The organism is Rodentibacter pneumotropicus DSM 21403, assembly GCF_000379905.1.
Classification (GTDB): Bacteria; Pseudomonadota; Gammaproteobacteria; order Enterobacterales; family Pasteurellaceae; genus Rodentibacter; species Rodentibacter pneumotropicus.
Map to the genome: position 1 here is coordinate 181,509 of NZ_KB904052.1, position 25,389 is coordinate 206,897.

24 protein-coding genes and 2 tRNA genes are annotated in these 25,389 nt (G+C 39.5%); 12 read left to right on the top strand and 14 right to left on the bottom strand.

From position 1 onward, the window contains the following. Nucleotides 1-3: 3 nt before the first annotated feature. A tRNA-Val gene (locus A3GE_RS0106010) sits at nucleotides 4-79 on the bottom strand. Between the two features lie 170 nt (nucleotides 80-249). Between A3GE_RS0106010 and gltX the strand changes: the two genes are divergently transcribed. Together gltX and A3GE_RS0106020 are read left to right on the top strand one after the other, a co-directional pair. Beyond that, nucleotides 250-1,683, top strand: coding sequence for a glutamate--tRNA ligase (gene gltX, locus A3GE_RS0106015; protein WP_018356362.1), 1,434 nt, complete (start codon nucleotides 250-252; stop codon nucleotides 1,681-1,683). 87 nt (nucleotides 1,684-1,770) lie between these two features. After that, a tRNA-Ala gene (locus A3GE_RS0106020) sits at nucleotides 1,771-1,846 on the top strand. 93 nt (nucleotides 1,847-1,939) lie between these two features. Here A3GE_RS0106020 and psiE read toward each other — a convergent pair. From psiE to ispB, 3 genes are all read right to left on the bottom strand, one after another. Then, the gene (gene psiE / locus A3GE_RS0106025; RefSeq protein WP_018356363.1) at nucleotides 1,940-2,356 is read right to left on the bottom strand and encodes a phosphate-starvation-inducible protein PsiE; all 417 of its coding nucleotides are present in this window, start codon (nucleotides 2,354-2,356) and stop codon (nucleotides 1,940-1,942) included. An 80-nt stretch (nucleotides 2,357-2,436) separates the two neighbouring features. Next, a complete protein-coding gene (locus A3GE_RS0106030; protein ID WP_018356364.1) occupies nucleotides 2,437-3,162 on the bottom strand; it encodes an epoxyqueuosine reductase QueH in 726 nt (241 codons plus the stop codon). 40 nt (nucleotides 3,163-3,202) lie between these two features. Beyond that, entirely contained in the window at nucleotides 3,203-4,192 is a 990-nt protein-coding gene (gene ispB, locus A3GE_RS0106035) for an octaprenyl diphosphate synthase (protein ID WP_018356365.1), read from the bottom strand. Between the two features lie 213 nt (nucleotides 4,193-4,405). On the opposite strand from ispB, the gene rplU reads away from it, so the two are divergent. From rplU to cgtA, 4 genes are all read left to right on the top strand, one after another. Then, entirely contained in the window at nucleotides 4,406-4,717 is a 312-nt protein-coding gene (rplU, locus tag A3GE_RS0106040) for a 50S ribosomal protein L21 (RefSeq protein WP_026215414.1), read from the top strand. 20 nt (nucleotides 4,718-4,737) lie between these two features. Next, nucleotides 4,738-4,995: a 50S ribosomal protein L27 gene (rpmA, locus tag A3GE_RS0106045; protein WP_005760959.1), complete on the top strand. Its 258-nt coding sequence runs from the start codon at nucleotides 4,738-4,740 to the stop codon at nucleotides 4,993-4,995. A gap of 87 nt (nucleotides 4,996-5,082) precedes the next feature. Continuing rightward, the gene (locus A3GE_RS0106050) at nucleotides 5,083-6,006 is read left to right on the top strand and encodes a DMT family transporter (protein ID WP_018356367.1); all 924 of its coding nucleotides are present in this window, start codon (nucleotides 5,083-5,085) and stop codon (nucleotides 6,004-6,006) included. Nucleotides 6,007-6,162: 156 nt separating this feature from the next. Next, nucleotides 6,163-7,332: an Obg family GTPase CgtA gene (gene cgtA / locus A3GE_RS0106055; RefSeq protein WP_018356368.1), complete on the top strand. Its 1,170-nt coding sequence runs from the start codon at nucleotides 6,163-6,165 to the stop codon at nucleotides 7,330-7,332. 69 nt (nucleotides 7,333-7,401) lie between these two features. Here cgtA and smpB read toward each other — a convergent pair whose 3' ends face one another. Then, complete coding sequence (gene smpB, locus A3GE_RS0106060) at nucleotides 7,402-7,884, bottom strand: SsrA-binding protein SmpB (protein WP_018356369.1); 483 nt, start codon at nucleotides 7,882-7,884, stop codon at nucleotides 7,402-7,404. 112 nt (nucleotides 7,885-7,996) lie between these two features. Continuing rightward, nucleotides 7,997-8,713, bottom strand: a complete 717-nt coding sequence (gene arcA / locus A3GE_RS0106065; protein ID WP_018356370.1) for a two-component system response regulator ArcA — start codon at nucleotides 8,711-8,713, stop codon at nucleotides 7,997-7,999. 184 nt (nucleotides 8,714-8,897) lie between these two features. Between arcA and A3GE_RS0106070 the strand changes: the two genes are divergently transcribed. The 6 genes from A3GE_RS0106070 to glyA all read left to right on the top strand — a co-directional run bounded on the left by A3GE_RS0106070 (nucleotide 8,898) and on the right by glyA (nucleotide 17,062). Then, nucleotides 8,898-10,637 carry a protein-disulfide reductase DsbD gene (locus A3GE_RS0106070; RefSeq protein WP_026215415.1) on the top strand — a complete coding sequence of 580 codons (1,740 nt, stop codon included), beginning with the start codon at nucleotides 8,898-8,900 and terminating at the stop codon, nucleotides 10,635-10,637. Nucleotides 10,638-10,749: 112 nt separating this feature from the next. Then, nucleotides 10,750-11,151: a DoxX family protein gene (locus tag A3GE_RS0106075; RefSeq protein WP_018356372.1), complete on the top strand. Its 402-nt coding sequence runs from the start codon at nucleotides 10,750-10,752 to the stop codon at nucleotides 11,149-11,151. 185 nt (nucleotides 11,152-11,336) lie between these two features. Further along, nucleotides 11,337-12,935, top strand: coding sequence for a bifunctional phosphoribosylaminoimidazolecarboxamide formyltransferase/IMP cyclohydrolase (gene purH, locus A3GE_RS0106080; protein ID WP_018356373.1), 1,599 nt, complete (start codon nucleotides 11,337-11,339; stop codon nucleotides 12,933-12,935). A 149-nt stretch (nucleotides 12,936-13,084) separates the two neighbouring features. After that, on the top strand, nucleotides 13,085-14,380 hold the full coding sequence (purD, locus tag A3GE_RS0106085) for a phosphoribosylamine--glycine ligase (protein WP_018356374.1): 1,296 nt from the start codon (nucleotides 13,085-13,087) through the stop codon (nucleotides 14,378-14,380). 48 nt (nucleotides 14,381-14,428) lie between these two features. Continuing rightward, a complete protein-coding gene (locus A3GE_RS0106090) occupies nucleotides 14,429-15,652 on the top strand; it encodes a DUF711 family protein (protein WP_018356375.1) in 1,224 nt (407 codons plus the stop codon). Nucleotides 15,653-15,796: 144 nt separating this feature from the next. Further along, nucleotides 15,797-17,062 carry a serine hydroxymethyltransferase gene (glyA, locus tag A3GE_RS0106095; protein WP_018356376.1) on the top strand — a complete coding sequence of 422 codons (1,266 nt, stop codon included), beginning with the start codon at nucleotides 15,797-15,799 and terminating at the stop codon, nucleotides 17,060-17,062. Between the two features lie 190 nt (nucleotides 17,063-17,252). Here glyA and secF read toward each other — a convergent pair whose 3' ends face one another. From secF to A3GE_RS12190, 8 genes are all read right to left on the bottom strand, one after another. Further along, nucleotides 17,253-18,227, bottom strand: coding sequence for a protein translocase subunit SecF (gene secF / locus A3GE_RS0106100; protein ID WP_018356377.1), 975 nt, complete (start codon nucleotides 18,225-18,227; stop codon nucleotides 17,253-17,255). Nucleotides 18,228-18,238: 11 nt separating this feature from the next. After that, complete coding sequence (gene secD, locus A3GE_RS0106105; RefSeq protein WP_026215416.1) at nucleotides 18,239-20,089, bottom strand: protein translocase subunit SecD; 1,851 nt, start codon at nucleotides 20,087-20,089, stop codon at nucleotides 18,239-18,241. A 24-nt stretch (nucleotides 20,090-20,113) separates the two neighbouring features. After that, on the bottom strand, nucleotides 20,114-20,407 hold the full coding sequence (gene yajC, locus A3GE_RS0106110; RefSeq protein ID WP_018356379.1) for a preprotein translocase subunit YajC: 294 nt from the start codon (nucleotides 20,405-20,407) through the stop codon (nucleotides 20,114-20,116). Between the two features lie 161 nt (nucleotides 20,408-20,568). Beyond that, the gene (locus tag A3GE_RS0106115) at nucleotides 20,569-22,026 is read right to left on the bottom strand and encodes a phospholipase effector Tle1 domain-containing protein (protein ID WP_018356380.1); all 1,458 of its coding nucleotides are present in this window, start codon (nucleotides 22,024-22,026) and stop codon (nucleotides 20,569-20,571) included. Continuing rightward, nucleotides 22,023-22,721, bottom strand: a complete 699-nt coding sequence (locus A3GE_RS0106120) for a hypothetical protein (RefSeq protein ID WP_018356381.1) — start codon at nucleotides 22,719-22,721, stop codon at nucleotides 22,023-22,025. Before A3GE_RS0106120 ends, A3GE_RS0106115 begins: the two co-directional genes overlap by 4 nt. Nucleotides 22,722-22,785: 64 nt before the next feature. Further along, nucleotides 22,786-23,484, bottom strand: a complete 699-nt coding sequence (locus tag A3GE_RS0106125; RefSeq protein WP_026215417.1) for a hypothetical protein — start codon at nucleotides 23,482-23,484, stop codon at nucleotides 22,786-22,788. Nucleotides 23,485-24,228: 744 nt separating this feature from the next. Then, the gene (locus A3GE_RS11150; protein WP_018356384.1) at nucleotides 24,229-24,774 is read right to left on the bottom strand and encodes a DUF4123 domain-containing protein; all 546 of its coding nucleotides are present in this window, start codon (nucleotides 24,772-24,774) and stop codon (nucleotides 24,229-24,231) included. 3 nt (nucleotides 24,775-24,777) lie between these two features. Continuing rightward, nucleotides 24,778-25,386, bottom strand: coding sequence for a bacteriophage T4 gp5 trimerisation domain-containing protein (locus A3GE_RS12190; protein ID WP_051072345.1), 609 nt, complete (start codon nucleotides 25,384-25,386; stop codon nucleotides 24,778-24,780). Nucleotides 25,387-25,389: the final 3 nt, after the last annotated feature.

Sequence of the window (25,389 nt, forward strand, 5' to 3'; positions counted from 1 at the left end):
AAGTGGTGGGCGATACCGGTCTCGAACCAGTGACCCCCTCCTTGTAAGGGAGGTGCTCTCCCAACTGAGCTAATCGCCCTCAATGTTGTGGATTGGCATTATAGGGATAATGCATTTTCAGTCAATCATTTTTTATAAAATTTAACTTAATTGTTGTAAAAATAAACATAAAAATGGCTTTTTTATTTAGAACTGTGTCTAGTCGTAGTAAAATAGCAAACAATTTTTTATTAAATATAGGTTATAAGAATGAAATTAGATGCTCCTTTTAATTTAGATCCGAATGTAAAAGTACGCACACGTTTTGCCCCAAGCCCAACGGGCTATTTACACGTAGGCGGTGCGCGTACGGCGCTTTATTCTTGGTTATTTGCAAAACACAACCAAGGTGAGTTTGTATTACGCATTGAAGATACGGACTTAGAACGTTCAACACCAGAAGCGACAGCGGCTATTTTAGAAGGGATGGAATGGCTTAATCTTGCATGGGAACATGGTCCTTATTATCAAACCAAACGTTTTGATCGTTATAATCAAGTGATTGATGAAATGCTTGAACAAGGCTTGGCTTATCGCTGTTATTGCTCTAAAGAACGTCTAGAAGAGTTACGTCATAACCAAGAACAAAATAAAGAAAAGCCTCGCTATGACCGTCATTGTCTGCATGATCACAGTCATTCACCTGATGAACCTCATGTTGTACGCTTTAAAAATCCAACGGAAGGCTCGGTTATATTTGATGATGCGGTGCGTGGTCGTATTGAAATTAGCAATAGTGAATTAGACGACCTAATTATTCGCCGAACCGATGGTTCGCCGACCTACAATTTCTGTGTGGTGGTGGATGATTGGGATATGGGCATCACTCACGTTGTGCGTGGAGAGGACCATATTAACAATACACCGCGTCAAATTAACATCTTAAAAGCTCTTGGCGCACCGATTCCGGTGTATGCCCACGTTTCTATGATCAACGGTGATGATGGTCAAAAACTTTCTAAACGCCATGGCGCAGTCAGTGTGATGCAATATCGTGATGAAGGTTATTTACCGGAAGCATTAGTCAATTATCTTGTGCGTTTAGGTTGGGGACATGGCGATCAAGAGATTTTTAGTCGTGAAGAAATGATCAAGTATTTTGAATTAGACCATGTGAGTAAGTCTGCCAGTGCATTTAATACCGATAAACTTTTGTGGTTAAATCATCATTATATTCGTGAGTTACCACCGGAATATGTAGCAAAACATCTCGAATGGCAATATCGGGATCTTGGCATTGATATCACCAATGGTCCTGCTTTAGGGGAAATCGTCAAAATGTTAGCAGATCGCTGCAAAACGCTACGGGAAATGGCACTTGCCAGCCGTTATTTCTTTGAAGAATTTGAGACTTTTGATGAAGCGGCAGTGAAAAAACATTTCAAAGCCGGTGCCGTTGATGCACTTGAAAAAGTAAAAGAAAAATTGACCGCACTTTCTATTTGGGATTTACATTCTACCCATGAAGCGCTTGAACAAACCGCAGCAGAACTTGAAGTGGGGATGGGGAAAGTAGGGATGCCGTTACGTGTGGCAGTGACAGGTTCTGGGCAATCGCCATCAATGGATGTGACTTTAGTCGGAATTGGGCGTGAACGAGTGCTTGCCCGTATTCAACGTGCGATTGATTTTATTAAATCTTAAAATGCTTAATATTTAATCGTCTGATTTTTTCTAGATAATTTCATATTGACAGCGATAGCGGTAAAATTTAAGATACCGCCATCTTTTGGGGATATAGCTCAGTTGGGAGAGCGCTTGAATGGCATTCAAGAGGTCGTCGGTTCGATCCCGATTATCTCCACCAAATTAATAAAGCAAGGTAAATTACCTTGCTTTTTTCGTATCTGATCATCTCATTAAACTAAACAAATGCACGATGTTTTGTGCATTTTCGTTTTTAGAAATTTTTTAATTTATTGGAATAAAGTACTAAACAGAGTGCAATTACCATAATTAAAATTGCACCGGCAAATAGAAGTGTGTCTACTGCATTTTCATGGCTTACGATGATTAAGCGGAGCATCGCTGTTATACCTGCATAAATGAAATAACGTAGTGGAAAGTGATAACCGCTTTTAAAATATTGAACAATTAAGCCGATAAAACCGAAATACAAGAAAAACATGACGGCCTGCTCTGCTAATGCATAAGGCACGGTTGTGGAAGGGTTTATCACCATTAAAGCAAGAGAATAGGTGATTTTGGCTAGGGCAATAATCAAAACGATAGAAAGTGCGATAAGTGCCGTACTTAATACATATTTAAGTATGTTAATGACAAATGCCGGTAATTTTTCTAGTTGGTTTTCTTCCATTTTTTCCTTCATTTATTTTCAATGAAAAATATTGATAGGCTAGTCGGTATTTGGGAAAGTGCGGTTATTTTTTTCGTGTTTTAATCCGGTGAATAATACAGTTTTCCGATTTCAATTTTATGACGACCAGTTTCCTCACGCCATTTATTGCTATCACGTAATGAATAAACACAACCACAATATTCTTGCTGGTAAAAACGTTCACGTTTACTGATTTCGATCATTCGTTGTGAGCCGCCTTCTTTGCGCCAGTTGTAGTCCCAGTAAATAACATCATCGTATTTTTCAGCTGCACGATGACCGCAGCCGTTAATTTGGTTCATATCTTTCCAACGGGAAATACCAAGACAGCTGGTAAAAACCGGGAAACCATGTTCGTGTGCGTATTCGGCAGCTTTTTCAAAGCGCATATCAAAGCACATTGTACAACGAATGCCACGCTCCGGCTCACATTCCATCCCTTTGGCTCGGTCAAACCAATTTTGGCGATCATAATCCGCATCAATAAATGGAATCCCAAATTTTTTGGCAAAACGAATATTTTCTTCTTTACGGATCAAATATTCTTTGAGTGGATGAATATTAGGATTGTAGAAATAAATAGTAAATTCAATACCAGAAGCAAGAATAGCTTCCATTACTTCACCGGAACAAGGGGCACAGCAAGAGTGAAGAAGGAGCTTATTGTGTCCCTCCGGCAGTTCTAATTTTTCACGAATAAAGGGCGAATTAGGATCTTTTCGAGCCTTCTTTTTAGATGTTCTAGGCTGAAAATTAGTCGAATTTTGTGTTTTAAGGTTATTCATAAAGTAATTGCTTATAAAAGAGGATAAAATATTTCAATCGTTAGTAAGTTCTATTTACGGATAAATATGCCAAGGAGATTAATGCTTGTTTGTATTGGCTTTCCGGTAAAATTGAAATTGCATCAACTGCCTTTTGCGCTTCTTGTTTTGCTCGCTCCATTGAGTAATCCAGTGATTTGTGTTCAGACATAATTGTCAATACTTCATCAATGATCTCACGTTTACCGCCCTGTTCAATCGCTTCACGAATCAACGCAGCTTGTTCTGTATTGCCGTGACGCATGGCATGCAATAAAGGAAGGGTGGGTTTGCCTTCCATCAAATCGTCACCTATATTTTTACCTAAATCTTGGACGTTTGCACTGTAATCCAGTACGTCATCAACAAGCTGAAATGCCGTACCAAGATAGCGACCGTAATCCTGTAAGGCTTTTTCTTGTTGCTCCGTAGCATTTGCCACAATTGCCGCTGCTTGTCCCGCAACTTCAAACAAACGTGCCGTTTTGCTGTAGATTACACGCATATAATTAGCTTCGCTGGTTTCCGGATCGTTTACGTTCATTAATTGTTGTACCTCACCCTCTGCAAGGACATTCGTCGCATCAGCCATGATACGAAGAATTTTTAAGGATTCCAGTTGAGCAACAAGTTGGAATGCCCGCGTATAAATAAAGTCACCGACCAACACGCTTGCTGCATTTCCGAATTCGGCATTTGCAGTAGCGCGACCACGGCGCATATCCGATTCATCAACGACATCATCGTGCAATAGAGAAGCGGTATGGATAAATTCCACAAAAGTAGCACAAGTAATGGCATTTTCTCCTTTGAAACCTAAAGCTCGTGCAGCAAGAACAGCGAGCAACGGACGGATCCTTTTACCTCCTGCTTGAACGATATAAAAGCCGAGCTGGTTAATTAGAGCAACATCGGAATTAAGCTGAGCAAGAATATTTTGATTGACTTTCTGCATGTCAGGATCAGCTAATTGTTGAATGGCGTGCATATCCATTAAATCTTGTTTTTTCATCTTTTGCGCTTGTTCTCAAATGAAAGTGCGGTACATTTTACCCGAGTTTTTAATTTTTCTAAAATTAATCCGTGAGAAAAGGGAATTTTTTTATTTTATTGTAAATAAGTTCTTGCTATGAAATCGTTTTTCTCATAGAATCTGCGACCTATTTATATGAATTTTGAAGTGTGGGCTGCCAAAGGCAGAGAAACACAGTTAAGCGGAGTATTTATGTACGCAGTTTTCCAAAGTGGCGGTAAACAACACCGTGTGAGCGAAGGTCAGGTGGTTCGTTTAGAAAAACTTGAACTTGCAACTGGCGCAACAGTTGAGTTCGATTCAGTGTTGATGGTCGTTAATGGTGAAGATGTTAAAATTGGTGCACCGGTAGTAGCAGGTGCAAAAGTAGTGGCTGAGGTTGTTACACAAGGTCGTGGCGAGAAAGTTAAAATCGTTAAATTCCGTCGTCGTAAACACAGCCGTAAACAACAGGGTCATCGCCAGTGGTTCACTGAAGTGAAAATCACTGGGATTCAAGCATAATTTCAGAGGAGATCAAATAGATGGCAACTAAAAAAGCTGGTGGTTCAACTCGTAACGGTCGCGATTCTGAAGCTAAACGCCTTGGTGTTAAACGTTTTGGTGGCGAATCTGTACTAGCAGGCAGCATTATCGTTCGTCAACGTGGTACTAAATTCCATGCTGGTAGCAATGTAGGAATGGGTAGAGACCACACCCTATTTGCAACAGCTGACGGTAAAGTTAAATTTGAAGTAAAAGGCGAAAAGAGCCGCAAATATGTAAGTATTGTTACTGAATAATTTAAAAACTTATCTGATTGAAAGAAACGCCCTGCAAACTTTTGTGGGGCGTTTTTGTCTTTTTTATTTCTAACAAAGCGGGTAACTATGAAACAGCAACCGTTATTAGGCTTTATTTTTGCACTGATTACTGCAATGGCTTGGGGATCTCTGCCAATCGCATTGAAACAAGTATTATCGGCAATGAATGCACAAACTATCGTATGGTATCGTTTTGTTGTTGCTACAATTGCTCTCTTTATTTTGCTTGCTTATAAAAAGAAATTGCCTGAGTTAAGGAAAATTGGGCGATATACTTGGCTTGCAATCATTGGCGTACTTGGACTCGCCGGTAATTTTTTGCTATTTAGCCGTTCATTAAATTATATCGAACCCTCAGTCGCACAGATTTTCATTCATTTATCTTCCTTTGGTATGTTAATCAGTGGTGTGATTATTTTTAAAGAAAAGCTGGGGCTACATCAGAAAGTCGGGATCTTATTTTTATTAATTGGTCTTGGATTATTTTTTAATGATCGTCTTAATATTTTTGTTGAACTTAATCAGTATTCAATTGGCGTTATTTTAAGTGTTACCGCTTCACTGATATGGGTTGCATACGGAATGGCGCAAAAGTTAATGTTGCGTAAATTTAGTTCGCAACAAATTTTATTAATGATGTATTTTGGTTGCGTGATTGTGTTTACCCCTATGGCTGAGTTTTCACAGGTACAAGCCTTAACCCCTTTTACACTGATTTGCTTTATTTATTGTTGTTTAAATACATTAATCGGTTATGGTTCTTATGCAGAGGCATTAAATCGTTGGGATGTTTCAAAAGTCAGTGTTGTGGTGATGTTAGTGCCACTTTTTACGATTTTATTTTCTCATATCAGCCATATGATTAGTCCGAATTATTTTGCCGCACCCGAATTAAATAGCATTAGCTATATTGGGGCATTTGTTGTAGTATGCGGAGCAATTTTATCTGCAATCGGACATAAATTACTATCACCGCACAATGAGAAATAATCTGTATTATGTAGTCGTTGCACAAACTTGATTTTGGGGTTATTTGTAGTGACACTCTGCGTGTGTCCCTACGTTTCGTTGACATGACTGTTTTGTGTATTTGCTACATAATACCGGAAGTAATAGAAAAGTGCGGTCAAATTTTGGAGAATTTTAATGAAGTTTATTGATGAGTCCTTGATTCGAGTGGAGGCGGGAGACGGCGGGAATGGTTGTGTCAGCTTTCGTCGTGAGAAATTTATCCCTAAAGGCGGACCGGATGGCGGTGATGGCGGTGATGGCGGTGATGTCTATTTGGTTGCCGATGAGAACCTTAATACATTAATTGATTATCGCTTTAACAAACGTTTTGCTGCGGAACGTGGTGAAAATGGTCGTAGTTCTGATTGCACTGGTCGTCGTGGTAAAGATATTATTTTATCTGTACCCGTAGGAACCCGTGCCATTGATAATGATACAAAAGAAACCTTAGGTGATCTGACTAAACACGGGCAAAAAATGTTGGTGGCAAAAGGGGGGTATCATGGCTTGGGAAATACACGTTTTAAATCTTCCGTTAATCGAGCACCGCGCCAGAAGACAATGGGAACACCGGGAGAAAAGCGGGATTTATTATTAGAGCTTATGTTGCTTGCTGATGTAGGTATGTTGGGATTGCCGAATGCCGGTAAATCAACCTTTATTCGTGCGGTATCCGCCGCTAAACCTAAAGTGGCGGATTATCCGTTTACAACGCTAGTACCAAGTCTTGGCGTAGTAAAAATGGATGAAGCCCGTAGCTTTGTCGTTGCTGATATTCCCGGATTGATTGAAGGGGCTGCAGAGGGGGCAGGCTTAGGGATTCGTTTCCTGAAACATTTGGAACGTTGCCGAGTGCTTATTCACCTTGTGGATATTAACCCGATTGATAGTTCCGATCCTGCAGATAATGTCGCTATCATTGAATCTGAATTGTTCCAATATAGCGAAAAATTAGCTGAAAAACCACGTTGGCTAGTATTCAATAAAATTGATACGATAACTGATGAAGAGGCGCATGAACGTGCAAAAGATATTACTGAGCGTTTAGGGTGGGATGAAGACTATTATTTAATCTCAGCAGCGACAGGTAAAAATGTTCCTTCATTATGCCGCGATATTATGGATTTTATTGAGGCTCATCCTCGTGATGTGGAAGAACCACAAATTGCACCGGAAGAAGTAAAATTTAAATGGGAAGATTATCATCAAGAGCAGTTGGTAGAACATCAATTTGACGACGATGATTGGGATGATGATTGGACGGAAGAAGATGACGAAGGTATAGAGTTTATTTATAAACCTTAATCAGTCTAACAAAAGTGCGGTTGATTTTATCGTTAAAATCAACCGCACTTTATTTTTTAAATGAAAAAATTATCCACGATTGGCATTTTTCATAATTCGCTCTTTTGCCAGTTTCCACTCGCGATCTTTAATATCATCACGTTTATCGTGTTGTTTTTTCCCTTTGGCTAAACCGACTTTAATTTTCGCCCAAGCACCTTTCCAATAGAGAGAAAGGGCAACAATAGTAAAGCCATCACGACTGGATTTACCAAAAAGAGATTCTAACTCCCGCTTGTTGAGTAGGAGTTTTCGGGTTCGGGTAGGATCACATACGATATGGGTTGAAGCCAGACTGAGTGGTTGGATCGTCGCCCCAAATAAATAGGCTTCACCATTTTTGAAAATAATATAGCTGTCGCTAATATTTGCTTTGCCCGCACGCATAGACTTGACTTCCCAGCCTTGTAATTCAAGCCCTGCCTCAATTTCATCTTCAATGAAATAATCATGGCGGGCTCGTTTATTTAGAGCAATAGTATTTGAACCCGATTTTAGTTTTTTCTTTGTCATAACTTACTATATTTTAAATTTTTGCTGATTTTACCGAATATGCCTCTTGATCGCAAAGCCGAACGTATAAAAGAAAAAGGCTGAATTTTCAGCCTTTTCCTGTTTACGTTAACTATTGTTCAATAGTTCCACAGAACCGATAGCCTTCACCGTGAATTGTCGCGATAATTTCCGGGGTGTCGGGGTGATCTTCAAAATGCTTGCGAATACGGCGAATTGTGACATCCACGGTACGATCTTGAGGTTTCAACTCGCGCCCTGTCATTTTTCTTAATAGTTCTTCACGGCTCTGTAATTTACCCGGGTTTTCACAGAAGTGTAACATCGCACGGAACTCGCTACGTGGTAATTTAAATATTTCTCCTTCCGGGTTGATAAGATTGTGACCGTTTAAATCTAATATCCAACCGTTGAAACGATAAAACTCACGTTCACTATTACTATTCTCTTTTTCATGTTGTAACATCACACGATGTAACAAATTGCGGGCACGAATAGTTAATTCTCGGGGATTAAAAGGTTTTGTAAGGTAATCATCCGCACCAATTTCCAATCCTAAAATTTTATCTACTTCATTATCCCGCCCGGTTAAGAATATAAGAGGCAGGTTAGCATATTCACGCAATTCTCTTGCTAATAACAGCCCATTTTTACCGGGTAGATTAATGTCCATCACAACTAAATTTACTCTGCTATTTTTTAAGATGTCATGCATTTGCACGCCATCTTGTGCTTCAAGAACAGTATAACCTTCCGCTTCAAAAATTCCTTTTAATGTATTGCGAGTAACAACTTCATCTTCAACGATGAGAATCTGTGGTATCGCCATATTTATCCTCTCTATTACTTATTTTGAGTGATGTCCTATTTTAGCTTTGTAACATTGTTGTAACAATGGGAAAGTGCGGTTATTTTTATGATCTTTTTATTTTTATGATCTAAATCATGCTTTTTTAGTTTTTAGAATTTCTTTATGTTAGAATTTTTCCCCCTCACAATTTATGTTTTTACCTATGAAAAAATACGTTCTTTTGTTTGCTTTGATTTTTACTGTGTTTGCAAGCCAAGCGGGGTTATTTGATAACAAATCTTCTTTTTTAAATGTTGATAACGCTTTTCCTCTTTCGGCTCAGATTTCACAAGATAAAAAACAACTCTCTATTCGTTGGGATATCGCAGAAGGCTATTACCTTTACCAAGATAAAATCAGTGCAAAAGTGAGCTCTGATCCTCAATCGCTTTCAATGAATTTCAATCAAGATGCTGAAATACACGAAGATCCTTATTTTGGAAGAGTCGCCGTTTTCACAAAACCTTTAGTGGCTTATTTTTCCGGTGAAACATTCGGAGATAATCAGAATATTGAGATTTCCTATCAGGGGTGTACAGAAGGATTTTGCTATCCACCGGAAGTCAAAACTTTGAACGTGGGGGATTTACCTATTGCTTCTGCGGAAGAAAAAACACCACAAAATTCGACCGCACTTTTGACGGAACAAGATCGTTTGGCGGCGGGTTTATTCCAAAGTAAGTATGCGGCATTAGGCTTTTTCCTACTTGGGCTGGGATTAGCTTTTACACCTTGTGTATTACCTATGCTGCCATTGCTTTCATCTATCGTAATCGGTCAGCAACAACGTCCAAATATGATGCGTGCTTTTTCTCTTAGTTTTCTTTATGTACAAGGTATGGCACTCACCTATACCCTACTTGGGCTTGCAGTGGCCGCAATAGGGTTACCGTTCCAAATTGCTTTGCAACATCCTTATGTGATGATTGCGTTCTCCGTGCTGTTTATATTGCTTGCATTATCCATGTTTGGCGTATTTACGTTGCAGTTACCAAGTTCTTTACAAACCAAACTCAATACCTTGAGCCAAAAACAAACATCGGGGGCTTTTGGTGGGGCGTTTTTAATGGGAATGATCGCAGGTCTGGTTGCCTCACCTTGTACTTCTGCGCCACTTTCCGGAGCTTTGCTTTATGTGGCGCAAAGTGGCGATCTTGTTACGGGGGCGATCACTCTCTATCTGTTAGCGTTGGGTATGGGCATACCGTTAATGCTCATCACATTGTTCGGCAATAAAATTTTGCCAAAATCAGGCGAATGGATGAATACGGTTAAACAAAGTTTTGGTTTTGTCATGCTTGCCTTGCCGGTATTTCTGATTTCCCGTATTTTACCTGACGCGTGGGAACCGCGTTTATGGGCGTTGCTTGCGACTTCATTCTTCGTTTGGTTTGCCTTGCAAATGCCAAAAAATGGCATGGGCTATGGCGTGAAGGTACTCTCGTTCGTTTGTGCTATGGTAGTGGTACAGCCTTTGCAAAATCTCATGTGGCAGCATCAATCCGGTATGCAAAGTAGTGCGGTCAATAATACGGGAATTTCTCATACAACATTTCAACGTATACAAAATTTGCAAGAATTAGATGAGGCATTAGCGAAAAATCCTCATAATATAGCCTTGTTGGATTTATATGCGGATTGGTGCGTAGCTTGTAAAGAATTTGAACGTTATACCTTTAGTGATAAAAGGGTGCAAAACACCTTTGAAAATATTTTGGTGCTACAAGTGGATATGACAAAAAACAGCGCTGAAAATAAAGCCATAATGGAACGTTATCAGGTATTAGGTTTACCAACGATTTTATTTTTTGACGCTTCAGGGAATGAAATTTCAGGCAGCCGCATAACCGGTTTTATGGATGCAGAACGCTTTCTGAATTGGATAAATAAAATAGAGAATTAACTTATTTTTAACCTAAAGTAAAAAGTCTTTTTCAAACTTTATGCTTGTTTGATAAAACGCTAATCGCTATGATCTGCGCACTTTTTAATTTATCTTTAAACAAGGAAACTTTATGAACAATCTTGAAAAATTTCGTCCTTATGCTTTAGCGTTATTACGTATTGTTGCTGCTTATATGTTTATCTTGCATGGCACCGCTAAATTTTGGGAATTTCCAATCTCTATGACTGGTGGCAATGGAGCAGTGACTGAGCCATTAATGATTGTCGGTGGAATCATTGAAATTATCGGTGGTATTTTAGTGTTACTAGGCTTATTTACTCGACCGGCAGCCTTTATTTTATCGGGTCAAATGGCGTATGCTTACTTCTTTATGCATGCAGTGAAAGGCGGTTTATTTTTCCCACTCACAAATGGTGGTGAACTCGCATTGCTTTATTCTGTTGTCTTCTTCTATTTTGTTTTTGCCGGTAGCGGTGCACTGGCATTAGATAATAAATTTAAGAAAAACTAAGATTGGATTTTACCTTTTATATTCTTCAACCGGCCCACGTTATGTGGGCTTTTCTCTAAAACGTTTTCAGTTTTAACCGCACTTTCTTTGACGGATTTTTATTGAATCTTTTCTATATTTACGCAACCGTTTGCGTTATAATCTGAGCGCTTATTTTTTTAATCTATCTATGAAAGGAAAATGTAATGACAGATCGCCCTATTCGTCAGGCTTTATTAAGTGTTTCAGATAAAACCGGTATTGTGGAATTTGCCCAAGGGCTTGTGCAACGAGGAGTAAAATTGCTTTCTACCGGCGGCACGGCAAAACTCTTAGAACAAAATGGTTTGCCTGTGACGGAAGTATCTGACTATACGGGGTTCCCCGAGATGATGGATGGTCGCGTGAAAACTTTACATCCGAAAGTACATGGGGGGATCTTAGGTCGCCGTGGAACAGATGATGCCATTATGCAACAACACGGTATAGAAGGCATTGATATGGTAGTGGTAAATTTATATCCCTTTGCACAAACTGTTGCTAAAGCGGATTGCACATTGGAAGAGGCGGTAGAAAATATTGATATTGGCGGTCCGACCATGGTGCGTTCTGCTGCGAAAAACCATAAAGATGTTGCCATCGTGGTGAATAATAAGGATTTTAATGCAATCCTATCGGAAATGGATCAACATCAAAACAGCTTAACGCTGGAAACCCGTTTTGATCTTGCCATCAAAGCCTTTGAACATACTGCGCAGTATGATTCGATGATAGCCAATTATTTCGGTCAGCTTGTTAAGCCTTATCATGTAGCAGCGGAAGAGGATTTAGAGGCGAAGTGCGGTCAATTTCCACGGACTTTAAACCTGAATTTTGTGCGTAAACAAACCATGCGATATGGTGAAAATGCCCACCAAAATGCCGCATTCTATGTGGATCTCAACGTGAAAGAAGCAAGTGTCGCGACCGCGACTCAATTACAAGGCAAATCCCTTTCTTACAACAATATTGCCGATACCGATGCAGCCCTTGAATGTGTGAAAGAATTTGACGAGCCGGCTTGTGTGATCGTGAAGCACGCTAATCCCTGCGGTGTGGCGTTAGGAAAAGATATATTAGAAGCCTATAACCGTGCCTACCAAACTGATCCAACCTCTGCCTTTGGTGGAATTATTGCCTTTAACCGTGAATTAGACGAAAAAACCGCCACAGAAATTGTTGAACGTCAATTTGTGGAAGTGATTATTGCACCGAAAGTTTCGGTGGAAGCCGTCGAAGTAGTGAAATGCAAGAAAAATGTTCGTCTGCTTGAATGTGGCGAATGGCAAGAACGCACTCAGCGTTTAGATTTTAAACGGGTAAATGGCGGATTATTGGTGCAAGATGCGGATCTAGGCATGGTCGGTTTGGAAGATTTAAAAGTCGTCAGTAAACGCCAACCGACAGAACAAGAGTTAAAAGATTTATTATTTTGTTGGAAAGTAGCGAAATTTGTGAAATCCAATGCGATTGTTTACGCTAAAAATAACCAAACTATCGGCATTGGGGCAGGGCAAATGAGCCGAGTTTATTCCGCTAAAATAGCCGGTATCAAAGCACAGGATGAAGGTCTGGAAGTTACGGGTTGTGTGATGGCATCCGATGCTTTCTTCCCATTCCGTGACGGTATTGATGCAGCGGCGAAAGTGGGGATTCAATGTGTGATTCATCCGGGCGGCTCCATGCGTGATCAGGAAGTGATTGATGCGGCAGACGAACACGGAATGGTGATGGTATTGACTGGGATGAGACATTTTAGGCACTAATATTTAGCCTGTGCCGAGGGTAAGTCTACCCTCGGTTACGCATAGTCCAACCCCTATGGGGTTGATTTCACAAATACCCCAAAGGGTTATGCTTATTTTTAACCGTGGGTAAGCCTACCCACGGAAAGTTGAACAGACAAGGACATATCATGAACATTTTAATTATCGGAAACGGCGGTCGTGAACACGCTCTTGCTTGGAAAGCAGCACAATCTCCATTAGCCAAGAAAGTGTTTGTTGCACCAGGTAATGCAGGAACAGCACTGGAACATAATATCGAAAACGTAAATATTGCCGTCACCGATATTCCGGCGCTTGTTAAATTTGCACAAGATAATCAAATTGACTTAACCATTGTTGGGCCCGAAGCGCCGCTTGTTATTGGTGTGGTGGATGCCTTCCGTGCGGCAGGATTAAAAATTTTCGGACCGACAGAAGCCGCTGCTCAACTAGAGGGCTCGAAAGCCTTCACGAAAGATTTCTTAGCCCGTCATAAAATTCCTACTGCGGAATATCAAAATTTCACTGAAGTAGAACCGGCATTGACCTATTTGCGTGAAAAAGGTGCACCGATTGTGGTGAAAGCTGACGGCTTGGCGGCGGGGAAAGGCGTGATTGTGGCGATGACATTACAGGAAGCGGAAGAGGCGGTGCGTGATATGTTATCGGGAAATGCCTTTGGCGAAGCAGGCAGCCGCGTGGTGATTGAAGAGTTTTTAGATGGTGAAGAAGCCAGTTTTATTGTGATGGTGGATGGTAAAAATGTCGAACCGATGGCAACCAGCCAAGATCATAAACGCGTGGGAGAGAACGATACGGGATTGAATACGGGGGGAATGGGGGCTTATTCGCCGGCACCGGTGGTTACGCCTGAAATTCACGATCGCATTATGCAGGAAGTGATCTATCCAACGGTAAATGGCATGGCAGCAGAAGGCAATGTTTACACCGGTTTTTTATATGCCGGTTTAATGATTATGCCGAATGGTCAGCCGAAAGTGATCGAATTTAATTGTCGTTTTGGTGATCCGGAAACCCAACCGATTATGCTACGTTTAGAATCTGATCTGGTTGAACTTTGTCTCAAGGCTTGTGAAGGCAAATTAGATGAAGTTCAATCCCAATGGAATCCAAAGGCATCATTGGGCATCGTGTTAGCTGCGGAAGGTTATCCGGGCGATTATCGCAAAGGCGATGAAATTGTCGGTTTGCCGCAAAGTGCGGTCGAAAATGAAAAAGTTTTCTTGGCGGGTGTAGAAGCGAAAGAAGGGAAATTAGTGACTAATGGCGGTCGAGTATTATGTGCCACAGCCTTAGGCGATAGCGTATTTGAAGCACAACAGAAGGCATTAAAACTTGCTGAACAAATCCAATGGAGTGGACGTTTTTATCGTTGTGATATCGGATATCGTGCGGTTGCTCGTGAAAGAATAGCTGAAAAATAGCCGCACTTTGCATGGTTTTTTCCTATCCATTTAAAGTAAGGAAATAATATGGATTACAAAAACAAATCTCTTTGTCGCATTCGTACCGTGACTTTCTTTATAACATTACATAAAGATAAAACACAGTGGGAGAGTGCTCTTCATTCTGTGAAGCATGAAGTCGATTTGTTGTTGCCGGCGATACAAAAATCCGGTTATGTTTTGCAATCCATTCGAATTATTACTAATCCTTTCGGTGAATACTTAGATTTAACCGATGTGAAAAGCGCAAAAGCAGATTTACAGTATTTAACGAATTTACTCAATAAATTAAATGAAAGTGGCATACGTATTCGCTTTGCGATCGGTGCCGCAACCAATGCTCAGGAAATTGCCTTATTGCCTGAACTTATTGCCGGCTATGGCGATTTATGTAATGCCTGCGTGAATGTGCCGTTAGATGAAAATGGTGTTTTGGATAACCATTTGATTGAGCAATCTGTTAATGCGATGCAGCGTATTGCTCAAATTACCCTACGTGCTGAAGGTAATTTTAACTTTACTGTAAATTTTAACTGCAAACCTTTTATTCCCTATTTTCCAGCCGGTTATCATTTGAGTCATTTGCCGAATAGTTTTGTTATTGGTTTGGAAACACCGGATTTGTTGGTGGAAGCGTTAAAATCAGTTTCGAAATCCTCTCATAATCAGTTTTATGCCGATTGCTATCAATCTATGTCGAGAGCGCTGCAATATCATGTAGATGAAATTCTTGCTATGTTAAGTGCGGTTAAATTGTCCGGTAATTTTGAATTTGTCGGTATTGATAGTTCCGCAGCACCATCGAAAAACTGTGCTTCTATAACAGAACTGTATGAGCTTATGGGGATTCCATATTTTGGGGCAGCAGGTACGGTTGAAGTATCTGCATTACTAACCAAAGTCTTTAAATCTGTGCAAAACGTGCCTTTGGTGGGATTTTCAGGTTTAATGTTGGCAGTAACGGAGGATCTAGGATTGGCACAAGGTACACAACAGGGACAGTTTGATATTCGCTCGTTGCTCACCTATAGTGCTGTATGCGGTATAGGCTTAGATACGGTACCTGTGGCTGGTAATGCAAGTGCAGAAAGTATTACTGCGATTATGCGTGATACGGGGACGATGGCGTTTCGTTTAAATAAGCCATTGACCGTACGTTTATTCCCTATTCCGAACAAAATTGCTGGTGAAATATCCGAGTTTGAAAGTGATGATCTCTGTAATTGTCGCATTCTGGGTATTCCATACTAAGAATGGAAAATATTGAAAAATGACCGTACTTTTTCTATGAATCTTTTTCATTCCTTAGATGAAAAAATATGTACTAAATTTTAATTAAGTTTAAATCAATAAGCGGTTACACTATAGCTCGCAATCACATAACAGGAGAACACAATGTTTACTAAAAATATGAATATCGCTGACTACGATCCGGTATTATGGCAAGCGATTCAGGATGAAAATCGCCGTCAAGAAGAACATATCGAATTAATCGCCTCTGAAAACTACGCCAGCCCACGTGTGATGGAAGCACAGGGTTCGCAATTCACTAATAAATATGCGGAAGGCTATCCGGGCAAACGTTATTATGGCGGTTGCGAGTATGCTGACATTGTGGAGCAGTTGGCGATTGACCGTGCAAAAGAATTATTTGGTGCCGATTATGTCAATGTGCAACCTCACTCAGGCTCACAGGCGAATGCTGCTGTGTATGGTGCATTAATTAATGCGGGCGATACTATCCTCGGAATGGATTTGGCACATGGCGGTCATTTGACTCACGGTGCAAAAGTCAGCTTCTCCGGTAAAATTTATAATTCTGTGCTTTACGGTATTACGGCAGATGGTTTGATTGATTATGAAGATGTGCGTCAAAAAGCATTGGAATCTAAACCAAAAGTGATTGTCGCCGGTTTCTCCGCTTATTCTCAAGTCGTGGATTGGGCGAAGATGCGTGAAATTGCCGATGAAGTTGGGGCGTATTTGTTTGTAGATATGGCACATGTGGCAGGGCTAATTGCTGCGGGATTATATCCAAATCCATTGCCATATGCACATGTCGTGACCACAACGACCCATAAAACCTTAGGCGGTCCACGTGGTGGCTTAATTCTTTCTTCTTGTGGTGATGAAGAAATCTATAAAAAATTACAATCTTCCGTGTTCCCTGCTAATCAAGGGGGGCCGTTAGTTCACATTATTGCTGCAAAAGCGGTATGTTTTAAAGAAGCGCTAGAACCGGAATACAAAGTATATCAAGCTAACGTATTGAAAAATGCTAAGGCGATGGTCGAAGTATTCAAACAACGTGGTTATGATGTCGTATCAAATGGTACAGAAAATCATTTGTTCTTGGTGAGTTTTATCAAACAAGGCTTAACCGGTAAAGCGGCTGATGCAGCATTAGGTAAAGCGAACATTACCGTCAATAAAAACTCGGTGCCAAATGATCCGCAAAAACCATTTGTAACTTCCGGTATTCGAGTGGGTACGCCATCGGTAACTCGTCGAGGCTTTAATGAGCAAGATTGTTGTAACTTAGCCGGTTGGATGTGTGATATTTTAGATGTACTTGGCAAAGAAAACGAGGAACAAGTTATTGAGGCGACCAAAGAAAAAGTATTAGCAATTTGTAAACGTCTTCCTGTTTATCCTGCCTAATATTTTGAAGATAGGTTATGTGTTAGCGGCGGTGAATATCGCCGCTTATTTTTTATATAAAAGATAAAATTTGCACAAAAATATAATTTTATTCAGAGAGTGTTTTATCTTTTTACAAAACAGAAAAGGTGGGGGAACTGCCTTTTTTATTTGAAAAAGTGCGGCTAATTTTGACCGCACTTTTAATTGGTTAAGGGAGCTCATCCACTTCTTTATCGACTTTGGGTGGGATCATATGTTCACGTCTCAAGCCAACATCATAGGCAATGGCAATTGCGATAAAGATGGAGGAATAAGTACCGAACCCAATCCCGACGAGTAACGCTAGAGAGAAGTTATGAATGGACGGGCCACCGAAGAAGAACAAGGCAATAACCACAATTAACGTTGTTGCGGAAGTCATGATTGTTCTTGATAAGGTTTGCGTCAGGGAAACATCAATAATATCAATTGTATCCAATCGTCTGATTTTGCGGAAATTTTCACGAACCCGGTCAAATACGACAATACTATCATTGATGGAATAGCCCACCACAGAAAGGATTGCCGCTACGAAGGTTAAATCCATTTCCACTTGTAAGGCTGAAAATACGCCAAGGGTAATTACGACATCGTGAGCGAGTGAGGCGATACCGCCTAAGCCTAAACGCCATTCAAAACGTGAACCGATATAAATTAGCATCATCGCTAGTGTGGCTAAAGTTGCATAAACTGCGCCTTGTGCTAATTCTTCGCCTACGTTAGGCCCAACGAACTCAATACTTTTAATTTGAATGCCAGAATCAAGTTCTACCAACATTGATTTAACCCGCTCACCAATACCTGAATCGTTATCAGAAGCCGGTAAACGAATCATCACATCTTGAACGGAGCCCGTAGTTTGCACAATAGGACTTTCAATACCGTGTTCTTTCAGCTTGTCACGGATCTGCTCAAGATTTGCCGTTTGAGAAAAGTGAGTATCAAATACTACACCGCCGGTAAAATCTAATCCCCAGTTAAAGCCTTTTGTTACGATAAAAAACATTGCAATCGCCATAAAAAGCGTTGAAACAACGTAGCCCCATTTACGTATTTTCATAAATTCGGTCAATGGAAACGGGAGTTTAATTCCATTGATTTCTTTGATGAGATGTCCGTTTTTATCTCTTGCAAAAAGTGCCATAGTCACCTCAATTAAATAGAAAGTTTTTCAACACGTTTGCCGCCATAAATTGCGTTCACAAGCGCGCGCGTTCCGGTAATAGCGGTAAACATGGAAATCGCAACACCTAATGAAAGGGTAATTGCGAAGCCTTGAATCGGGCCGGTTCCCACAGCATAGAGGATAATAGCTGTTAAGATAGTGGTGAGGTTTGCATCAAAAATAGAAGTAAATGCACCGTTATACCCCTCATTAATAGCCTGCTGAATAGGGCGCCCATTGCGGATCTCTTCTTTGATCCGTTCAAAGATCAATACGTTGGCATCAACGGACATTCCAAGTGTTAGTACGATACCTGCAATTCCCGGCATAGACAATGTCGCCCCCGGAAGAATAGACATCAAACCAACTAACAAGACAATGTTAATGACCATTGCAAAGCTTGCGATAATACCGAAGAGTTTATAGTAGATAAGCATGAATATGATAACGGAGACTAATCCCCAGAAACTTGCACTCAAGCCCTGTTCAACATTCTGTGCCCCTAATGATGGGCCGATAGTGCGTTCTTCCACAATTTGTACAGGAGCGATTAACGCGCCTGATTTTAATAAGGTAGAAAGGTTGTTAGCTTCCGCCATACTACCAACACCGGTAATTTGAAAGTTTGCTCCAAAGCGTGCCTGAATCGTGGCAACATTGATAACTTCTTCGCTTTTCTCAAGAATGGTTTTACCATTCTCATCTTTTTTCCCGTTGTCTTTATATTCAACGTAAAGGGTTGCCATTGGCTTTTTATAGTATTTTTTGGTGAGTTGAAGCATTTGTTCCCCACCTTCACTATCTAGAGTGACGCTTACCTGTGGCATACCGGATTGATGATCCAGCGCCGCACTAGAGTTGATTATATGTTCACCGCCTAAAGATGGGCGTTTTAATAATACGACGGGCTGACCTTCACGATTATATTTCACTTCGGAATCCGCAGGGATAATTCCTCGTGCGGCAGATTCGGAATTCACCGTAGAGTTCACCATTCGGAATTCAAGGGTTGCCGTTGCACCAAGAATTTCTTTTGCTCTAGCTGTATCTTGTACACCAGGTAATTCAATTACGATTCGTTCTGCACCTTGACGTTGTATTACCGCTTCTGCTACGCCCAATTCTGAAACACGTTTACGCAAAATTGTTAAGTTTTGCTCAATCGCCAAATCGCGTGCTTCATTAAGTGCGGTCGTGGATAGGGATAAATTTAGTGTATCGTTGCCTGAATTACTCACGTCTAAAGTTGGGTGAGCTTGGCGAATGATACGGGTCGCTTTTGAGAGTTGGTCAGGATTAGCAAGCGTAATGGTCGTACCGAAATGCTCGGCATTCTTAATGCCAGAGTATTGAATTTTCTCTTTACGAAGATCGTTACGCAATGTGTCCTGTAATTGCTCTTGACGTTTTGCAAGAGCGGAGTTCATATCCACTTCCATCAAAAAACGCACCCCGCCGCGTAGGTCTAGACCCCATTTCATTGGGTTTGCCCCTATACTACTTAACCAAGTCGGAGTTGCAGGTGCAAGGTTTAAAGCTGTGCTGTAGTTCGTACCGAGTTTTTCGGCAATTTTATCTTTAGCAAGTAATTGATCGTCCGTATTATTGAAGCGGGCTAAAATAGAGCCTTGTTCAAGAACGATAGATTTTGTTGGAAGGTTATTGGCTTTTAAGACTTCTTGAACTTGTCCTAATGTAGCCGTATTGGCTTGTTGCCCACGAGTACCTGAAATTTGCACTGCGGGATCTTCACCATAAATATTTGGAAGAGAGTATAAAACACCAATGGCGACCACAAGGATCACCATTAGATTCTTCCATAATGGGTAACGATTGAGCATAGTTGTCCCTTTATGAATGGAGAATTAAAGAGTCTTTACAGAACCTTTTGGAAGGATAGTGACAATATAGTTGCGATTAATCGTGATTTCTGTCGTTTCATTTAAGGCAATTACCACGCTGTTATTGTCTTCAATCACTTTGGTGATTTTTCCCATCAGACCGCCGGCCGTTAATACTTCTGAGCCTTTGGCTAATTCAGACATCAATTTTTTATGTTCTTTATTACGTTTCGCTTGCGGACGATAAATCATAAAGTAAAAAATTAAACCGAAAATCACGAAAATAACTAACGTGGACATTGGACTTTGAGCTTCCATTTTATATTTTCCTTATTAAACTTAAATTGAAAATCGGGCGATAAAATACCATAAATCGCACAAAATGTGAAAAGCATATTGATTGATTATAGAATTTATTGCAATGCGGGTTCCACTATTGTTCATTTGATAGCGGACCTCCCCTTAAATTATTTTAATAATTAATCTTTCTTGATGACTGCCAATCTAGGATTATTATCAAAAATATTCCTTTTTGGTATCTTTGTTTGCTTATCTCGATTAAGCGGAGATTTCGCAATGTCTTCCACCGTATTGTTATATAACCGATGCTTAAATCCTAATGGAGCGGGAAGATAAACCTCATCCTTAAAAATACCGGCAGAATGGTGTGCATATTTTGCTAAAATTTTCAGATGTGGAATATTTCGATCTGCCCGCAATGCGCCCTGTCCGCCATTTGTCCGTTTTTCTCCTTCATTTAAAAAATCATGTAATTCCGTAATATTTCTTGTTGCTATCGTGCAATAGTTTTGTAATTCTTTCGTCCAACCTAACGCTTGCATATTTTGTTCAAGGTTTCCTTCAAATTCCTCTGTGTAACCCTGCTCATCAGGAATATTGGGTTCGGGAATATCAGGATATTTATCGTGAATATTTTTCTTAAATGGCACACCCGCCTTTATAGCTAAACGATACATAGCGATAAGTGCCACTTTTTGTAAATCATCGGTTACTGTCCGCTCACCTTTACAATATTTAACTCCTAGAAATTGATAAGGCGAACTCGTAATAGGCATACCACACTTCCAATTTTCACCAATTTGAATATCATTTTCTGCCGGTAACAATAATGACTTCTCATTTTCTTGGTTTGATTTTTTCTTATCAAACACATCGGCTATTTTTTCTTTTTCCACACTCGCATAGCCGCCTCCTACATCAGAATGTGCGCCGATAAATTCATAAGTCAAGCCGGCTCCATTGGTGTTGGTTAATGGAAAATTTTTACGATATTCATCCATTGCAACAAAATGCACGATTTGTTCAGCGCTCTGAGGGGATAGGTTAAAGTTATAGGGTTCGTAATATTTTTCCGGTGGGGATGAATCAAATATATCCCGAACTAATATTTCAAGATTACCTTCCGAAAAATCTTTCGTTTTTGCTTTCCAGTTTTTATCATCCCCCGGAAAACCGAAAGAACCAACAGTATCAAATAAACCTACAAATTTGAATATTCCTTTTATTTCATCATCCTCTGATAAAGAGTTTATAAAATCCCTTGCCATAGCCGCCCCACGACTAAATCCAAACACGTCAATTTGTTGTTGATATTCTCTAGCCGGATACTTAGCTAGAATAGTTTTAATTTGCGAAATAGCCCTACTTATTCTTTGTCCACCTAGCGTTCCAAAAGCTCCACCGCTTGAGTAATCTTCGTTCCCGTTTATTGTTCCCACCCCTTCAATATAGATCGCTTTCACCACAATTTCACATTCCGTTATTTTTTGCCCTTTAAAGCGTTCACCATCACGATATAACCGATAGAGTTTGCCAATATTGCTTACGCCATTTTTACTTCTTCCCACTTCATCATTAGATAAGTTGTTTCCTGTGCCATCAAAAAACACACCAATGCGAATTACCTGACATGTCATAGATCATTCCCCGTTCTCACTGTATTTTTATAAATCGACCAGACATTTTCGTTTTCATTGTCTTCTTGCCATTCCGTATAAAAATCCGGCACTTTACGGGTAAATGGAGGCATCCCTTCCTGGACCCATCGTAAACTCCAAGTATTATATTGTCGTCCAGATTGATCAAAATCTCTTTTTAAAACTTCAAACCATAGGTATTTTCGTATATCACTCAAAGGTGTATCTACATTACTTGTTTTTAGTTTTTTGACTATAAAATCTAATTTAGGGTTAGTTTCAAAATCGTTTCCTATAATTGCGCAGATCGAAGCCATTTTTTCTAATGTCCCTCTTTCGTGTTTTCCATAATATTTCGTGGCAATATTATCTACATTCTCAATCCATTGAAGTTTAAATGCTTCATCTTTATCTCCCCAAAAACCAGGATAATAAATTTCTAACATCTTGGCAACTTCACCATATACTTGTAAGGTTTCTCTACGTCGAATATCATCCCATTGTTCTTTATTTAACTGCATTGGTTTAAACATATTATTCTCCTGCGTCATTTTATTTTGTGATTCATTTAAACACTCATATTTTATTTCAGCACAACGCCTATCTTTATAAAACTGCTCACTAAAACTTTTTTCACAGCCTAATAAAAATAAGCTCGTTAATAATAGTATGGTTGTTTTACCTAATTTCATCATTCCCCCCCCCTAAGTGCGGTCATTTTTTATTTATTTTTAACACCAACACGAATTACCTGACAAGTCATAGATTTTCATTTCCCCTGACATTATTTTTATAAATCGACCAAACATTTTCTTTTTCATTATCCTCCCTCCATTCAGTATTAAAATTAGGAACTCGACGAGTAAAGTGAGGCATTCCATCTTGTACTCCTCTTAAACTCCAAGTGTTATATTGTCTTCCTGCTTCATCAAAATCTTTATTTAAAACTTCAAACCTTAAATAATCTAAAATATTCCTAGAAGATAAATATAAATCGCCTTTCTTTAACTTATTCACAACAAAATTGTATTTAGAGTTCTCTTCAAAATCACTTCCTATAATTGCACATACTGCTGCCATTGTTTCTAAATCAGCTCTCCTGCGGTTAGGATCGTAATTTAATGTTAATTGATCAACTTTTTCTATCCATTGAATTTGAAATGTTTCATCTTTATCTCCCCAAAAACCGGGATAATAAATTTCTAACATCTTGGCAACTTCTCCATAGATTTTTAACTTTTTCCGATATTGAATATCGTCCCATTGTTCTTTATTTAACTGCATTGGTTTAAACATATTATTCTCCTGCGTCATTTTATTTTGTGATTCATTTAAACACTCATATTTTATTTCAGCACAACGCCTATCTTTATAAAACTGCTCACTAAAACTTTTTTCACAGCCTAATAAAAATAAGCTCGTTAATAATAGTATGGTTGTTTTACCTAATTTCATCATTTCCCCCCTAAGTGCGGTCATTTTTTATTTATTTTTAACACCAACAAGAATTACCTGACATGTCATAGATCATTCCCCGTTCTCACTGTATTTTTATAAATCGACCAAACATTTTCTGTTTCATTATCTTCTTTCCATTCTGTATAAAAATCGGGCACTTTACGAGTGAATGGAGGCATTCCATCCTGAGCCCCTCGTAAGCTCCAAGTATTATAATGAACACCACCTTCATCAAAATTTTTCTTTAAAACTTCAAAGCGAAGATAATCATGAATTTCATTTAATGGTGAATCTACATGACTTGTTTTTAGTTTCTTAGCTATAAAATCTAATTTCGGGTTAGTTTCAAAATCGCTTCCTATAATTGCACAAACTGATGCCATTGTTTCTAAAGTAGCTCTTCGTCTCTTTGGATAATATCGCTGTGTGATTTTGTCCACATTCTCAACCCATTGAAGTTTAAATTCTTCATCTTTATCTCCCCAAAAACCGGGATAATAAATTTCTAACATCTTGGCAACTTCTCCATAGATTTTTAACTTTTTCCGATATTGAATATCGTCCCATTGTTCTTTATTTAACNGCATTGGTTTAAACATATTATTCTTCTGAACCATTTTATTTTGTGATTCATTTAAACACTCATATTTTATTTCAGCACAATGCCTATCTTTATAAAACTGCTCACTAAAAATTTTTTCACAGCCTAATAAAAATAAGCTCATTAATAATAGTATGGCGGTATTATTTAATTTCATTATTTTCTTCCAAATAGAGGCGGTTTATTTCTTCTTTTAAAACCAATAAATCAATAAATGAAGTTGTAAGCGTTAGAGATGAATTGAGTTGATATTGGCAATACCCCTTTTCCTCAGAAACAAAGTAATAAAAAGTGGTGTCTTTACCAAATAAAAATTTTAGCTCTTCTAGTGATAAACTATTAACAAAGTTATTAAAAAAACGAATATCAAAAAAGCGTCTTAAATAAGGCTTATTATCATAGCCAATAATGTGATAAAAACTCGCTAAGATTTCAACTAATTCAGTAATTTCTAAACTTGATCTTATTAACAATCCTGCCCGATAAGCGTCGTCTTCTAATAATTCATCAACGGCATAAGAATTAGTATTTCTATTGAGTTCAATCAAGTATGGTATAGCTTCCGCAATAGGTTGATAATTTCCTTGATACAAAGGCTCCAAATTTAATTGCCAAGCCTCTAAATTAAACCAAACCTTCGGAATAAGTGCGGCATCAAATAGACCATAAAGTTTTAATTCTTTGTTCATATTTTATTCCTGCTGTAGCTTTAATTTTAAACAATCCATACAGCTCTCTTGCCCTTCGTTTGCAGCAATCTGTAACGCACTAACCATATCAGCTTCGCCCCCTTCCTGACACAGCTCCCCCTCAATATACACATCCCCCACCAAGGTGATGCCTTCCCGGTTGATGATAATCGATCCGCCCGGACCGCTCAGCTCTACCTGCTCATACCCCTCAAGGTCAAAGATGTCGCAGATTTGTTCAAACACTTCACCCGCTTCCCAGCTGCCGTTTTGGGCGATGTCAATGTTGAGTTCATTGCCGACGTGGATGATGGTGTCGCCGTGTACNTTNANATAGCGGCTGTTGTTGATGTTGAGGATGTCGTCTTGTTCTACTTTGGTAATACGATTTCGTCCGATAGAGTGGGTTTGGTCNCGGTTGATGGTGAGGTCTTCATCTTGTGCCACNGTTTCCGTGCGGTTGTTGCCGATATGGCAGGNTTCATCTCTTGTTACNTGNTCGGTACGGTTATTTNCCACTTGGGTGGTTTCGTCATGTTTAACAATATGGTTGAGGTCTTTTTCTGCATGCAGGAAAATTTCTTCTTGCCCTTGTTCATCTTCAAAACGCAGTTC

What these genes read in the sequence shown, in the direction of transcription:
- A3GE_RS0106120 (WP_018356381.1), bottom strand. Translation starts at nt 22,721, where the DNA reads ATGATGAAATTAGGTAAAACAACCATACTATTATTAACGAGCTTATTT.
- ispB (WP_018356365.1), bottom strand. Translation starts at nt 4,192, where the DNA reads ATGAAAAAACAAGATTTAATGGATATGCACGCCATTCAACAATTAGCT.
- secF (WP_018356377.1), bottom strand. Translation starts at nt 18,227, where the DNA reads ATGGCACTTTTTGCAAGAGATAAAAACGGACATCTCATCAAAGAAATC.
- smpB (WP_018356369.1), bottom strand. Translation starts at nt 7,884, where the DNA reads ATGACAAAGAAAAAACTAAAATCGGGTTCAAATACTATTGCTCTAAAT.
- glyA (WP_018356376.1), top strand. Translation starts at nt 15,797, where the DNA reads ATGTTTACTAAAAATATGAATATCGCTGACTACGATCCGGTATTATGG.
- A3GE_RS0106050 (WP_018356367.1), top strand. Translation starts at nt 5,083, where the DNA reads ATGAAACAGCAACCGTTATTAGGCTTTATTTTTGCACTGATTACTGCA.
- A3GE_RS0106115 (WP_018356380.1), bottom strand. Translation starts at nt 22,026, where the DNA reads ATGACATGTCAGGTAATTCGCATTGGTGTGTTTTTTGATGGCACAGGA.
- purH (WP_018356373.1), top strand. Translation starts at nt 11,337, where the DNA reads ATGACAGATCGCCCTATTCGTCAGGCTTTATTAAGTGTTTCAGATAAA.
- A3GE_RS0106090 (WP_018356375.1), top strand. Translation starts at nt 14,429, where the DNA reads ATGGATTACAAAAACAAATCTCTTTGTCGCATTCGTACCGTGACTTTC.
- arcA (WP_018356370.1), bottom strand. Translation starts at nt 8,713, where the DNA reads ATGGCGATACCACAGATTCTCATCGTTGAAGATGAAGTTGTTACTCGC.
- yajC (WP_018356379.1), bottom strand. Translation starts at nt 20,407, where the DNA reads ATGGAAGCTCAAAGTCCAATGTCCACGTTAGTTATTTTCGTGATTTTC.
- cgtA (WP_018356368.1), top strand. Translation starts at nt 6,163, where the DNA reads ATGAAGTTTATTGATGAGTCCTTGATTCGAGTGGAGGCGGGAGACGGC.
- A3GE_RS0106075 (WP_018356372.1), top strand. Translation starts at nt 10,750, where the DNA reads ATGAACAATCTTGAAAAATTTCGTCCTTATGCTTTAGCGTTATTACGT.
- A3GE_RS11150 (WP_018356384.1), bottom strand. Translation starts at nt 24,774, where the DNA reads ATGAACAAAGAATTAAAACTTTATGGTCTATTTGATGCCGCACTTATT.
- rplU (WP_026215414.1), top strand. Translation starts at nt 4,406, where the DNA reads ATGTACGCAGTTTTCCAAAGTGGCGGTAAACAACACCGTGTGAGCGAA.
- rpmA (WP_005760959.1), top strand. Translation starts at nt 4,738, where the DNA reads ATGGCAACTAAAAAAGCTGGTGGTTCAACTCGTAACGGTCGCGATTCT.
- purD (WP_018356374.1), top strand. Translation starts at nt 13,085, where the DNA reads ATGAACATTTTAATTATCGGAAACGGCGGTCGTGAACACGCTCTTGCT.
- A3GE_RS0106030 (WP_018356364.1), bottom strand. Translation starts at nt 3,162, where the DNA reads ATGAATAACCTTAAAACACAAAATTCGACTAATTTTCAGCCTAGAACA.
- secD (WP_026215416.1), bottom strand. Translation starts at nt 20,089, where the DNA reads ATGCTCAATCGTTACCCATTATGGAAGAATCTAATGGTGATCCTTGTG.
- gltX (WP_018356362.1), top strand. Translation starts at nt 250, where the DNA reads ATGAAATTAGATGCTCCTTTTAATTTAGATCCGAATGTAAAAGTACGC.
- psiE (WP_018356363.1), bottom strand. Translation starts at nt 2,356, where the DNA reads ATGGAAGAAAACCAACTAGAAAAATTACCGGCATTTGTCATTAACATA.
- A3GE_RS0106070 (WP_026215415.1), top strand. Translation starts at nt 8,898, where the DNA reads ATGAAAAAATACGTTCTTTTGTTTGCTTTGATTTTTACTGTGTTTGCA.
- A3GE_RS0106125 (WP_026215417.1), bottom strand. Translation starts at nt 23,484, where the DNA reads ATGATGAAATTAGGTAAAACAACCATACTATTATTAACGAGCTTATTT.